General features: G+C 63.9%; 13 protein-coding genes. 7 read left to right on the top strand and 6 right to left on the bottom strand.

The window, feature by feature from the left end; genetic code table 11:
* From EN955_RS30190 to EN955_RS30170, 5 genes are all read left to right on the top strand, one after another.
* The coding region (locus tag EN955_RS30190; protein ID WP_127223506.1) for a helix-turn-helix domain-containing protein at window positions 1-552 on the top strand (552 nt) is incomplete at its 5' end.
* 183 nt (window positions 553-735) lie between these two features.
* Window positions 736-1,596, top strand: a complete 861-nt coding sequence (locus EN955_RS30185) for a xanthine dehydrogenase family protein subunit M (RefSeq protein ID WP_024501709.1) — start codon at window positions 736-738, stop codon at window positions 1,594-1,596.
* On the top strand, window positions 1,596-2,072 hold the full coding sequence (locus EN955_RS30180; RefSeq protein ID WP_013530647.1) for a (2Fe-2S)-binding protein: 477 nt from the start codon (window positions 1,596-1,598) through the stop codon (window positions 2,070-2,072). Before EN955_RS30185 ends, EN955_RS30180 begins: the two co-directional genes overlap by 1 nt.
* 1 nt (window position 2,073) lies before the next feature.
* A complete protein-coding gene (locus EN955_RS30175; RefSeq protein ID WP_024501710.1) occupies window positions 2,074-4,344 on the top strand; it encodes a xanthine dehydrogenase family protein molybdopterin-binding subunit in 2,271 nt (756 codons plus the stop codon).
* Complete coding sequence (locus tag EN955_RS30170) at window positions 4,332-4,577, top strand: MoaD/ThiS family protein (RefSeq protein ID WP_024501711.1); 246 nt, start codon at window positions 4,332-4,334, stop codon at window positions 4,575-4,577. The genes EN955_RS30175 and EN955_RS30170 overlap by 13 nt, the downstream gene beginning before the upstream one ends.
* 296 nt (window positions 4,578-4,873) lie before the next feature.
* Here EN955_RS30170 and EN955_RS30165 read toward each other — a convergent pair whose 3' ends face one another.
* From EN955_RS30165 to EN955_RS30150, 4 genes are all read right to left on the bottom strand, one after another.
* Window positions 4,874-6,931, bottom strand: coding sequence for a TRAP transporter permease (locus EN955_RS30165; RefSeq protein WP_024501712.1), 2,058 nt, complete (start codon window positions 6,929-6,931; stop codon window positions 4,874-4,876).
* Window positions 6,932-7,017: 86 nt separating this feature from the next.
* Window positions 7,018-8,007 carry a TAXI family TRAP transporter solute-binding subunit gene (locus tag EN955_RS30160; protein ID WP_024501713.1) on the bottom strand — a complete coding sequence of 330 codons (990 nt, stop codon included), beginning with the start codon at window positions 8,005-8,007 and terminating at the stop codon, window positions 7,018-7,020.
* 274 nt (window positions 8,008-8,281) lie between these two features.
* Window positions 8,282-8,428, bottom strand: coding sequence for a hypothetical protein (locus EN955_RS30155; protein ID WP_263499075.1), 147 nt, complete (start codon window positions 8,426-8,428; stop codon window positions 8,282-8,284).
* Window positions 8,429-8,460: 32 nt separating this feature from the next.
* Window positions 8,461-8,817: a hypothetical protein gene (locus EN955_RS30150; RefSeq protein ID WP_024501714.1), complete on the bottom strand. Its 357-nt coding sequence runs from the start codon at window positions 8,815-8,817 to the stop codon at window positions 8,461-8,463.
* 246 nt (window positions 8,818-9,063) lie between these two features.
* Between EN955_RS30150 and EN955_RS30145 the strand changes: the two genes are divergently transcribed.
* Entirely contained in the window at window positions 9,064-9,504 is a 441-nt protein-coding gene (locus tag EN955_RS30145; protein WP_024501715.1) for a hypothetical protein, read from the top strand.
* A 3-nt stretch (window positions 9,505-9,507) separates the two neighbouring features.
* On the opposite strand, the gene EN955_RS30140 is transcribed toward EN955_RS30145, so the two are convergent.
* Window positions 9,508-11,130, bottom strand: coding sequence for an ABC-F family ATP-binding cassette domain-containing protein (locus EN955_RS30140; protein WP_013530640.1), 1,623 nt, complete (start codon window positions 11,128-11,130; stop codon window positions 9,508-9,510).
* Between the two features lie 258 nt (window positions 11,131-11,388).
* Here EN955_RS30140 and EN955_RS30135 point away from each other — a divergent pair, with 258 nt between their 5' ends.
* Window positions 11,389-11,694 (top strand): hypothetical protein, encoded by a 306-nt coding sequence (locus EN955_RS30135; protein WP_024501716.1) that lies wholly within the window; start codon window positions 11,389-11,391, stop codon window positions 11,692-11,694.
* A gap of 91 nt (window positions 11,695-11,785) precedes the next feature.
* On the opposite strand, the gene EN955_RS30130 is transcribed toward EN955_RS30135, so the two are convergent.
* Window positions 11,786-12,842 (bottom strand): transporter substrate-binding domain-containing protein (locus EN955_RS30130; RefSeq protein WP_348631227.1); only part of this gene is annotated, 1,057 nt, incomplete at its 5' end.

Below are 12,842 nucleotides of genomic sequence, written 5' to 3'. Positions count from 1 at the left end.
GGAATAGACCTGGCGCTTGCCCTCGTCGAAGATGACCTTGGCGCTGAAGTGGCGCGCCGCACCGCACAGCAGATCGTCATGCACCAGCGCCGGCCGGGCGGCCAGTCGCAATTCTCGGCCTTCGTCGAGCTGGGCGGGCGAACCGGCCGCTTCGCCGCGCTGATCGAGTGGGTGCGGGCAAACCTGGCCGAACCGCTGACCGTCGAATGCCTGGCCGATCACGCGGCCATGAGTCCCCGCAACTTCGCCCGCGCCTTCACGTCCGAGACCGGCGTCACGCCGGCAAAGGCGGTAGAGCGCATGCGCCTCGAGACGGCCCGCACGGCGATCGAGACCAGCCATCTCCCGCTTGAGCGCATCGCCGAAACCGCCGGTTTTGGCGATCCCGGACGAATGCGGCGCGCCTTCCTGCGTACCCTTGGCCAGCCGCCGCAGGCGTTTCGGGCGGCCGCCGAACACAGGGAGCTTCACTCGGGGCGGCCAAGCAGCGGCTCTGCCGGCTTAAGGGCCGTTCCGGTCCACAAGCGGACAAAAGCGAATGAGCGCACTTGATCCAGACCGAAGTTTCACGAAAATCATTCCAAAGCCGGCTGCTGCCATTCAGTGCGCCACTTTCGGCCTGTTGGACTGGATATTGCGGCGCCTGGCCTAATCGCCGCAGATGACGAACCGGATAGCCATTATGAGGAGACTGTTTATAACGGTCGCTGAAATCGCGATGACCAAGGGGAGACGATGCGCTACATACGTCCGCTTTCAATAGAAGATGCCGTTGGCCAGTTGGCCGGGTCGGCTGGTACGGCCGCCATCCTCGCGGGAGGCAGCGACCTCCTGGTCAGGATGAAGGGCGGCTTTGCCGAACCAGAGTTGATCGTCGACATCAAGGCGATCGATGGCTTGAGCGAGATCCGGGAGACGGCTGAAGGCTTCAGCATCGGCGCCGCGGTCCCTTGCGCCGTCCTGGGGGAGAACACCGCCCTCAAGAAGGCATGGCCTGGTGTCGTCGAGGCGGCCAAGCTGATCGGCTCCAAGCAGGTGCAGGGCCGCTGCACCATCGTGGGCAATCTCTGCAACGCCTCGCCGGCTGCCGACAGCGTGCCGGCGCTGGTTGCCGCCGGCGCCAGGGCAGTGGTCGTCGGGCCGGCGGGCAGGCGCACGATCCCCGTACAGAGCGTGCCGACCGCGCCGGGCAAGACGTCGCTGGCCAAAGGCGAGATCATCGAGGCGATCCTGCTCGACAAGCGCGAGCCGCGGTCTGGCGATGCCTATCTGCGTTTCATTCCACGCACCGAGATGGACATCGCGGTGGTCAGCGCCGGGGTGAACCTGACGCTCGACGAGCACGGTGTCGTCAAATCGGCCCGCGTGGCGCTGGGCGCCGTGGCGGCGACGGTGCTTCTGGTTGAAGAGGCCGCGGAGGTGCTCGTCGGCTCCAGGCTGGACGAGGCGACGCTGGAACGGCTCGCCAAGGTCTGTGCGGGCGCCTGCCGTCCCATCGACGACAAGCGCGGCACTATCGAATTCAGACGAAAAGTTGCGGGTGTGCTGGCCCAGCGGGCCGCCACATCAGCCTATGCACGTGCAGGAGGCAAATGATGGCTGGAATTGCAGTTTCAACGACAATCAACGGCGATGCTGTCGAGTATCTGTGCCAGCCCGACGAGACGCTGCTAGACGTCCTGCGCGATCGGCTGGGGCTGACGGGCGCCAAGGAAGGCTGCGGCACCGGCGACTGCGGCGCCTGCAGCATTATCCTCGACGACCGGTTGGTGTGCTCATGCCTGGTGCTCGGCGCCGAGGCTGAAGGCCGTCGCGTCGAGACCATCGAGGGCATGGCGCATGGCGATACGCTGCACCCGCTGCAGCAGAAATTCCTCGAGCACGCCGCATTGCAATGCGGCATCTGCACGCCGGGCTTCCTGATCGCGGCCAAGGACCTCCTGGCCAAGAACCCCGACCCGACCGAGGAGGAAATCCGCTTCGGCCTTGCCGGGAACCTCTGCCGCTGCACCGGCTACGACAAGATCGTGCGCGCCGTCCAGGATGCGGCCATCGTGATGAAGGGAGCCTGAGATGAATTTCGATCCACGTTTTTCCGGACGTAAATTCGCCTCCGTCGGCACACGTCCGATCCGTCCCGACGGCATCGACAAGGTGACGGGCCGCGCGCGCTACGGCGCCGACTTCAACATGGCCGGCCAGCTGGTCGGGCGCGTTCTGAGAAGCCCGCACGCCCACGCCAGGATCGTCAAGATCGACACGTCGAAAGCGGAAAAGCTCGCCGGCGTCAAGGCGGTGATCACCGCGGCCGACCTGCCCGACCTCACCGATGGCGATGCCGCCATGTACGACGTCCTCGACAATTGCATGGCGCGCACGAAAGCGCTCTATGACGGCCACGCGGTGGCCGCGGTCGCCGCTATCGACGCCCGCACCGCCAGGCAGGCGCTGAAGCTCATCGAGGTCGAGTACGAGCTTTTGCCGCACGTCACCGATGTCGACGAGGCGGCGAAGCACACGGCGCCCTTGATCAATGATGCCATCTTCACCGAGGGCCTTGAGGAAAAACCGGTAAAACCCTCCAACGTCACCAAGCGCAGCCAGTTTGGCCATGGCGATGTCCATCAGGGTTTCGGGCAGGCCGACTTCATTGTCGAGCGCTCCTTCAAGACCGAGCAGACGCACCAGGGCTATATCGAGCCGCATGCCTGCGTGGCGAATTTCAGTTCCGACGGCACCGCCGACCTTTGGGTGTGCACGCAGGGCCATTTCGTCTACCGCCAGCACTGCGCCCAGTTGCTTGGCATGGAAGCCTCGAAACTGCGCGTCACCTCCTCGGAGATCGGCGGCGGTTTTGGCGGCAAGACCCATGTCTGGGCCGAGCCGGTGGCGCTGGCGCTGTCGCGCAAGGCAGGACGGCCGGTGAAGCTGGTGATGACCCGCGACGAGGTGTTCCGCGCCTCGGGCCCGACCAGCGCCACCTCGATCGACGTCAAGATCGGCGCCCGCAAGGACGGCACGATCACCGCCGCCGAAGCGACGCTGCGCTACAGCTGCGGCCCGTATGCCGGCTCCTGGGCCGAGATCGGCGCCATGACCGCGTTCGCCTGCTACAAGCTCGATAACGTCAAGACGGTCGGCTACGAAGTGCTGGTCAACCGGCCGAAGACCGCGGCCTATCGCGCGCCCTCGGCGCCGATGGCGGCGTTCGCGGTGGAAAGCGCTGTCGACGAGCTGGCCAAGAAGATCGGCATGGATCCGGTCGACTTCCGGATCAGGAACGCCGCGCAGGAAGGCACACGGTCCTCCTACGGTCCGGTCTACGGCCCGATCGGCATCGGCCCGACGCTCGAGGCGGTGAAGAGCCATCCGCACATGAAGGCGCCGCTGGGCAAGAACCAGGGCCGCGGCATGGCTTGCGGCTTCTGGTTCAACTTCGGCGGCCAGACCTGCACCGACCTCAACATCGGCATGGACGGCTCGGTCTCGCTTGCCGTCGGCACAGTCGACGTCGGTGGTTCGCGCGCGTCGCTGTCGCTGGTGGCGGCGGAGGAACTGGGCATCGACTATTCTCAGGTCAAGGCGATCGTCGCCGACACGTCCAGCCTCGGCTACAACGACATGACGGACGGCAGCCGCGGCACCTTCTCCTCTTCCATGGCAACGATCTCGGCCGCTCGCAACGCGATCAAGATCCTGCGCGAGCGCGCCGCGCAGATGTGGGACATTGCCGTCGACGACGTGGTCTGGGAGAAGGGCCACGCGATCGCCAAGGGCGAGAAGCACGGCAATCTCGGCAAGCTGTCGCTGAAGGAGATCGCGGTCGAGTCGGGCAAGACCGGCGGGCCGATCGCCGGCCACAGCGAGCTCGTCGCCGATGGCGCCGGCGTCTCCTTCGCCACCCATATCTGCGATATCGAGGTCGATCCCGATACCGGGGCCGCCAGGGTCATCCGCTACACGGTCGTGCAGGACGCCGGCAAGGCGGTGCACCCGACCTATGTCGAGGGACAGTACCAGGGGGGCGCCGCGCAAGGCATCGGCTGGGCGCTCAACGAGGAGTATATCTACGGCAAGGACGGGCGGCTGCAGAACGCCGGCTTCCTCGATTACCGCATCCCGGTCTGCTCGGACCTGCCGATGATCGACACCCAGATCCTCGAGATCCCCAACCCTAACCACCCTTACGGGGTGCGCGGCGTCGGCGAGACGTCGATCGTGCCGCCGCTGGCGGCGATCGCCAATGCGGTGTCGAACGCCGCGGGCGTGCGCATGACGCACATCCCGATGTCGCCGCCGCGCATCCTTGCCGCGATCGAGGCGGAACGGGAATGGTCGAAGTAACGCTCTGGGGCTCGCTCGCCGCGACCGCCGGAGGCAACAGCAAGGTCGAGATCGAGGCCAAGGACATAAGGGAGCTGTTCAGGAAGCTGGCTGAACAGTATCCCGGCCTCGAGCCCTTGATCGACAAAGGCATAGCCGTTGCGATCGACGGGACGATCTATCGGGATACGTGGTCGAAGAAGCTGCCGGAGGGGGCGGAGATTTTTCTGCTGCCGCGATTGGCGGGGGGATAGGCGGACACATGGCAGGGTAAAAGGTGCACTGTCACCGTAATTCTAAGAAGGCCAAAAGCCGCTGTTGGATTCGACCGGGAGGAGGGTCTGATTTGCGCCCCATGCCGGTCATCGCCACGGCTCATCGCCTCTTCTCACGAGCGGACATCTTCGCGACTAGGCTGAAGCTCGCTCGGCGCCGAGAACCCGCAGCGGAATGTCATGGACTCGATGGTCGGCCCTCTCATCTTTCCGTCCGCCCACCGCATATGCGCGACGTCGAAACCCCGGGAAGGATTGCGTTGGTGCGGCGCTGATCAGACTGGTTGCGCCTCTTCAGTGTGGCGTGCGTTCCAATGGCGCAGCAGGACCGGGACCAAAAGCGCCACGCCGAGTAGCGAGGAATAGAGTTCGGGTGCCACCAGAAGCAGGGCGGCGAACACGAGCAGCACGTTTTCCCATGGGCGTGTGCGCACCAGAAGATAGCGCGATAGCGCGGCGCCCAGGCAGGTGATGCCCAGCACGCAGCCGAAAAAGGCGAGGAAGAAGTTCGGCCAGGTGAAATCCTTCGTCACCAGCAGCAGGGACGGTGAGAAGACGAACACGAAAGGAACCAGTGCCTTACCCATCCCAAGCCGGAAGGCGGTGTTGCCGGTCTTGAACGGGTCCGCCCCCGCCATGCCAGCGGCGGCGTACGCCGCCAGCGCCACCGGTGGCGTGATGTCCGCCAGCAGTCCGTAATAGAACACGAAGAAGTGAGCGACGATCGGCTCGGTGCCGAGCATGACAAGCGCCGGCGCCGCGATCGTCACCATAATGATGTAGTTCGCGGTCGTCGGGATGCCGCAGCCCATCAGGATGCAGACGACGCCAGTCATGATCAAGGTGAACAATAGGGTCAGGCCCTGGGCCGAGAAGATCGCCTCGGGGATGAAGGTGCCGAAGAGAAGGGAAAGGTGTCCGGCCGTCGATGTGACGATGTAGGACAGCTTGAAGCCCACTCCGGTCAGGGTGACGACGCCCACGACGATGCCGACGGTTGCGGCAGCGGCTCCGACTGCGAGCGCATATTTGGCGCCGTCGCGCAGACACGTCACGATGTCGGCGACCGACATGCGCCGGCGCGGATTGAGCAAGCCGACGAGAATACACAAGGTGATGCCCCAGAAGGCGGCCATGTAGGGCGTGTAGCCCGAGAGCAGCACGCCGATGAGAACGACGAGCGGGATGATCGTCGGCCAGTCCCGCTTCAGCGCCTCGACGACATCGGGCATCTCGTCCGGCCTGAGCCCCCTGAGGCCGGTTCGCTTGGCCTCGAAATGCACCTGCATGAACACGCCAAAGAAGTGCATGAAGGCGGGCACGATGGCGGCAAGGATGATGGTCGTGTAGGGCAGTTCGAGAAATTCGATCATCAGGAAGGCCGCTGCGCCCATGATCGGCGGCGTCACCTGGCCGCCGGTCGAGGACGCCGCTTCCACCGCTGCGGCGAAATGTTTCTTGTAGCCGAGCTTGATCATCGCCGGGATGGTCAGCGAGCCGACGGTAACGGTGTTGGCGACCGACGAGCCGGAAATCATGCCGAACAGCGCCGAGCCGAAGATCGACACCTTGGCGGGACCGCCGGCGTAGCGGCCGGCGACCCACGCCGCGCAGTCGAGGAAGAGCTGGCCGAGGCCAATGCGGGTGGCGAAGACGCCGAACAGCACGAAGTGGAAGACGTAGGTGGCGACGACGCCGAGCGCGATGCCGTAGATGCCCTGCGTCGTCAGATAAAGGTGATCGACAAGCTGGGAGACGGACGCGCCGGGGTGCACCAGAATGCTCGGCATGTACCGCCCCAACAGCGCGTAGGCCATGAAGACGACGGCGATGATGGGCAGCGGGATGCCGACGGAGCGGCGCGTCGCCTCCAGCAGAAGCAGGATGAGGATAAGGCCGAACACCACGTCGAGCGCCGTGGGATTGCCGACGCGGAAGGCAAGGTCGTCGAGCGGGATCATAGGCACGTGCATGACGACGACGACCGCAGCGATCGCCAGCAGCCAGTCGAAAAGGGGTATGCCGAGCGGCCGCAGGAGGCTGGACCGCGCGGGCTGGTCGTAGCTTTTCTTCACCAGCGGGAAGACGAGGAAGATCAGCGCCAGCACCATCGACAGGTGGATGCCCCGGTGCAGCATTTCCTGCAGTAGGCCGAAACCGGCGGTGTAGTAGTGAAACAGTGACAGCGCCACCAGGAGGAAGCCGACCAGCCAGCCCGCGACACGGGTCAGTGGCCGGAAGCGGATTTCGGAGTCGAATTTCTCCTCCAGTTCGCGAGCGCTCTCCTCATCGAACTCCATTGCGGAAAGCTTGATCTTGTCGTCATCGCTCATGGCCGGTTCCGTGTCCTGAATTTCCAGACAAAAGAGGCGGAAAGCATCCCTTCCGCCTCGTTGTTGTCAGCCGGTCCAAATGCCTCTTATTTCAGGGTGCCGACTTCCTTGTAGAATTTCTCTGCGCCGGGATGAAACGGAATGCCAGCGCTGGTAACCGCGTTCTGGAGCGTGATCAGCTTGCCCTTGGCGTGGCCTGCCTGCAGGGCCTTTTGGGTTTCGTCGCTGTAAAGCGACTTGACGATCTTGTAGACGAGGTCGTCGGTCTGCTTGGCGCTGGTCACCCATTGAGCGGCGACGGAAATGGTCTTGGTTTCGCCGACATTTTTGTAGGTGCCTTCCGGCACGGTATCGGTGGAGAAGAACTTCTGCTCGGACAGCAGCTTGTCGGCCTCGGGGCCGGTGATCGGCACCAGCGTGATGTTGTTGGTGGTGGCAAGCTCAACGATTGCGCCGGTCGGATAACCACCGACGAAGAAATAAGCGTCCATGGCGCCATCCTGCAGCCGCTCTCCGGCCGGGCCAGGCTTGAGATATTCGGGCTGCACGTCCTTTTCAGCCAGACCGTAAGCGCCAAGCACAAGTCGCGCATCGACGATGGTGCCGGAGCCCGGCTCGTCAAGAGAGACGCGTTTGCCCTTGAGATCCGCCACCGACTTAATGCCGGCGTCGGCACGCGCGACCAAATGGATCGTCTCGGGATAAAGCGTCGCGATGAGGCGCAGGTCGTCAACCTTGGGCTTGCCCTCATAGAGGCCGGTGCCCGAATGCGCCCAGTAGGCGACGTCGGATTGCGTGAAGCCCGATTCGGACGCGCCCGACTGGATGGCGCTGATGTTGGCCACCGAACCGTTGGAGGACGTGGCGGTGGCGACCAAGCCTTCGACGCCGGCCGCCCCGGTTGCCGAGATGGCGTTGGCGATCAGGCCGCCCACCGGATAGTAGGTGCCGGACGTTCCGCCCGTGCCGATGCGGAAAAACGCCTGCTGCGCGCGTGCCGGCGAAAATCCGGCCGCAGCCAAAGCCAGAGCGCCCGCGCCTATGGAAAAGGTGCGGCGGTTGATCGAAATAGTCATGCTACCTCCCAGTCTAAAAACCGGCAGGATGTTGCAGCGGCCAAGGTGTTGTCAACCTGTACACGCTTTTTGAGAGCGGATCGGTCCTCGCGGGCTGGCCGTGGCGCATCCTCAATAGGTGCAAATTTTGAAGAAGCACCAAAATTCGATCTGAGCCTTTATCATTGGTTGAACGGCAGTAGTTCGCATCCTTGCGCCAAAAAGCTGCCTGTCTGAATTCGGCCCAAACGCAGCCATTCACCTCAACCCGCCCCTATCTCTCCCTCCACAACCCTCAAATAAGCCGTCGCCTTGCCCCCTCCGGCATCTGCAGGATGGTCAAGAGCGTCGTCAGCACGGTCAGGATCAGGGCGCCGAGGATGGTGCCGGTGTAGACACCGCGGCCCCCGAAGATCGAGGTGCCGCCAATGACGGCGGCCACCCCGGCGCCTTCCGCCCGGAAGGCGCGGCAGTCTATGGATACTTGGTCGGCGGTACGGCAGGGTTCAAATCGCCCTGCAGTTCCTTCGGCAGCGGCAGGCTTGAGCATTGCAGGTGCACTTCGCGGGCGAACAGCTTTCGTTGCTTCTGCTCATGCTCCTTGATGGCTGCTACGAGCCCCATCGAGTATGGACCAAGCAGGACGCCGAAACCCCATCCCGGATGCTCTTTCTCGCGAGCCTCGTAATCCGAAGCCGCCCTGCGGGCCTGCTGGCATGCCGGGGAGGCCCATTTCTGGTCCTGCTGCGAAAGCGACGCCTCATAGTCGACCGGGGAGGTCGCGCACCCAGCCACTGCCGCAGTCAATGCGAGGCAGATTGCGTTTCTCATCCGAAGCCTCTCCTAAGCCTTGTGAAGGCCTGCATAGACCTGTTCATCCCACAAGACGATAGCTGCGGTCAGGTGCCCTCCCCACCCTCCGCCCTCTCCCCGGCCTTCCCGCAGCCGGATTCGAACGATGCCTGGAACCAAATCACGGGGCCTGGAACCAAACCACGGGCGAGACTGTTCAGTTGTAGCTTTGATCCCACGCTGACATCCCGGCCGGCAAAGCGGCGACATTGAGGAGTTCTCACCATGAAGATTTCATCCGGATTTCGTTCCATCGCGGTTGCCGCCATCGCCACCGCAAGCATCGGCTTTGCCAGCGCCGCGCATGCCGACAGCGGCACCATCCGCTTCGCCGTCTACAAGGCGGCCTTCTTCGTCGGTGGCTCCGGAGGCGAAGGAACGCTGACCTTCCATGGCCGCCGCTATCCCATCTCGGTCGGCGGCGTCTCGGGCGGTCTCGCCTTCGGCGTCTCCAAGACCTATTTCCGAGGTACCGTGCGCCACATCAAACGTGCGCGGGATGTGACCGGGGTCTATGGTGCGGCGGGCGGTGGCGGCGCGCTTGGCAAAGGGGCTCAGGTGATCGTCATGACCAATGACAAGGGCGCCCAGCTCGAATTGACGGGCAGGCAGGTCGGCCTGCAGGTCAACGCCGACCTCAGTGGCATGAGCATCTCGCTGCGGTAAGGGCTAGCTCCTCAGGCCCGGCGCTTCCTGCCCGGTGCGCTCGACATATTCCGTATAGCCGCCGCCATAGGTGTGGATGCCTTCGGGCGTCAGTTCCAGCACGCGGTTGGAAAGCGCCGCCAGAAAATGCCGGTCGTGCGAGACGAACAGCATGGTGCCCTCGTACTGCGACAGCGCCGTGATCAGCATCTCCTTGGTGGCGATGTCGAGATGGTTGGTCGGCTCGTCCAGCACCAAAAGGTTGGGCGGGTCGAACAGCATCAGCGCCATCACCAGCCGCGCCTTCTCGCCGCCTGACAGCACACGGCATTTCTTCTCGATCTCGTCGCCGGAAAAACCGAAGCAGCCGGCGAGTGCCCTGAGCGGCGCCTGGCCGGCCTGGGGGAACGCGTCTTCCAGTGTCTGGAACACAGTGCGCTCGCCTTCCAGCACCTCCATGGCGTGCTGGGCGAAATATCCCATCTTGACACTTGGGCCCCGCGCGACCGTGCCGGTGTCGGGCTCGGAAGCGCCGGCGACCAGCTTCAGAAGCGTCGATTTGCCGGCGCCGTTGACGCCCATGATGCACCAGCGCTCGCGGCGGCGGACCTGGAAATCGAGCCCCTCATAGATGCTGCGGCTGCCATAGCCCTTGTGGACGTTCTTCAGCGTCACGACATCCTCGCCGCAGCGCGGCGCCGGCAGGAAATCGAAGGACACGGTCTGGCGGCGCTTCGGCGGCTCGACGCGGTCGATCTTGTCCAGCTTCTTCACCCGGCTCTGCACCTGCGCGGCATGCGAGGCACGCGCCTTGAAGCGCTCGATGAAGGCGATCTCCTTGGCCAGCATCGCCTGCTGGCGCTCGAACTGAGCCTGCTGCTGCTTATCGGCGATCGCCCGCTGCTGCTGGTAGAATTCGTAGTTTCCGGAATAGGCGGTCAGCGAACCGGCGTCGATCTCGACCACCTTGTTGACGATGCGGTTCATGAACTCGCGGTCGTGCGAGGTCATCAGCAGCGCGCCGTCATAGTTCTTCAGGAAAGATTCCAGCCAGATCAGGCTCTCCAGGTCGAGATGGTTCGACGGCTCGTCGAGCAACATGGCGTCGGGCCGCATCAACAGGATGCGGGCCAGCGCCACGCGCATCTTCCAGCCGCCGGACAGCTTTCCGACATCGCCGTCCATCATCTCCTGCGAAAAGCCGAGACCGTCCAGCACTTCGCGGGCGCGGCCATCCAGCGCATAACCGTCGAGTTCCTCGAAGCGGTGCTGCGCCTCGCCGTATTTTTCGATGATCTCGTCCATCTGGTCGGCCTGCTCGGGATCGGCCATGGCCGCCTCGAGCGCTGCCATCTCGGCCGCGACTTCGCTGACCGGCCCGGCGCCGTTCATCACTTCGGCGACAGCGCTGTGGCCTTCCATGTCGCCGACATCCTGGCTGAAATAGCCGATGGTGACGCCGCGATCGACCTGCACCTGGCCTTCGTCTGGCTGCTCCTGGCCGGTGATCATGCGAAACAGCGTCGTCTTGCCGGCGCCGTTCGGCCCGACGAGGCCGACCTTCTCGCCCTTCTGCAGGGACGCCGACGCTTCGATGAAGACAAGCTGACGGCCATTCTGCTTGCTGATGCTTTCAAGTCTGATCATGCGGTGTCCGGGGAATTTTGCTTGCGTGAAACGATTTGCCCGGCGCCTTACGCGAAGGATAGCCGCAAAGGAAGAGGCGCAAGCGCCGCACACCGCCGATCTCCCCCCTCGTGGGGGAGATTGGCAGCTTCACCGCGAGACACACTCCAGAAACAAGATTCAACATCCGGGAAAAACTCGCGAAAACATCTCCTGTCATAACCACCCTCGCGGCGGTCACGCGGCCTGCGGCACAACGCGAAGAAATGGTCCCGAAACATGCAACGACGTTCGACCGGATGGATGGGTGCCCTGACAGGCATTTCGCTCGCCGTGCTTGCGGTCGCACAGTCGGATGCGGCGGTCACCCGGAGCGAATATTGCAGCCGGCTCGGTCTTCAACTCGACGGAGCCATCCAGACCAAAGCCAAACCCGGTGCCAGTGCGAGCCAGATCGCCGAGGCAACGGCACTCCAGGACAAGGCGAACCGGTTCTGTGCCGAGCGCAAGCAGGCGCAAGGCATCCGGACCTATGCCAATGCCCTGAAACTTCTTGGCGTGACACCGGTCGACCTGGACCAGTGACAGCAACCATCCATCCCTGAAAGACAGGCCGCCACTCTCGGATAGCGACGGCGGTTCTTCCAGCGCATAGCACCGCTGAAATTGCTGCCGGCTACTTCTCGCCCAGATACTGGGAGACGGCCTGCTTCCACCAATCGCTTTCGATGGTCTGCAGGAGGGCGACATCGAGAGACTTGCGCAACGGGCTGCCGAGCGGCAGCGCAATGGCATATTGCTGCTGGTCGAACGCCGCATCGAGAACCTGCAGGCTTGTCGCGTAATTCTGCCCGACCAGCCAGCCAAGCAGCGGCTTGTCGTGCACCAGCGCGTCGATCTTGCCGGCGCGAAGCGCGTTGAGGCCTTGCTGGATCGAGGCAAAGTCCTGATGACGGATCTGGGTCGAATCCAGATAGGACGCCGTCGACGAGCTCTGCACCGCGCCGACCCTGACCGCGGCGAGATCGCTTTCGCCCTGCACCATGCCTTCCATCTGCGTCACCGTCAGCACCGATGTGACACCCGCGGTGAACACCGCGATCGCGATGATCGATCCCATCATCCAGAGCGCGGCCAGCACGCGCCCCGGCACGGTTCGCGGGCCGAAATCACCGGTGCTGGCCTGCGTCGCGGCGATGGTCGACCACCACATGCTGGAAAACAGTCCCTTGGCGACGCCGCCGCCGAAATCGTCATTGTGCCGGCGTTCGAACATCCAGATCAGGACGCCGACCACCACCGATATGATGACCAGCGCCAGCACCGCCTGCAGGAAGCCGAACGACGTCAGGGCATGCAGCACCGGCCGCCATGACGGCTGGTTGTTGAGCGGCGTCGCGATGCCGAGCCCGGTCGTGAAGAAGGGCTGCGTGAAGTCGACGGCCTTTTCGCGGTCGGCCGTGACCGTGATCGCGGCCATCGCCGCATCGAATCTGCCGCTGACGACGCCATCGATCTGGTCCTGCACGGCAGGCACTTCGACATAGTGGAAGCGCAGGTTGAGCCGCCCGGCTATTTTCTGCCAGAGGTCGATGCTCAATCCCGACCAGCTGCCGTCCTGCAGCTTGAACGCAAAAGGCGGCGCCTGTTTTATCCCGACCGAGATCTCTTTTACCGGCGAGGCCGAGGGGGAAGCCAGGTCGGGAGAAGTCTGATCGGGCGAAGTCTGGGCA

The organism is Mesorhizobium sp. M7A.F.Ca.CA.001.04.2.1 (genome assembly GCF_003998485.1).
GTDB classification, from domain to species: domain Bacteria; phylum Pseudomonadota; class Alphaproteobacteria; order Rhizobiales; family Rhizobiaceae; genus Mesorhizobium; species Mesorhizobium ciceri.
The sequence above is the reverse complement of the archived record's forward strand: the minus strand, read 5'-3'. Positions and strand labels throughout refer to the sequence as shown.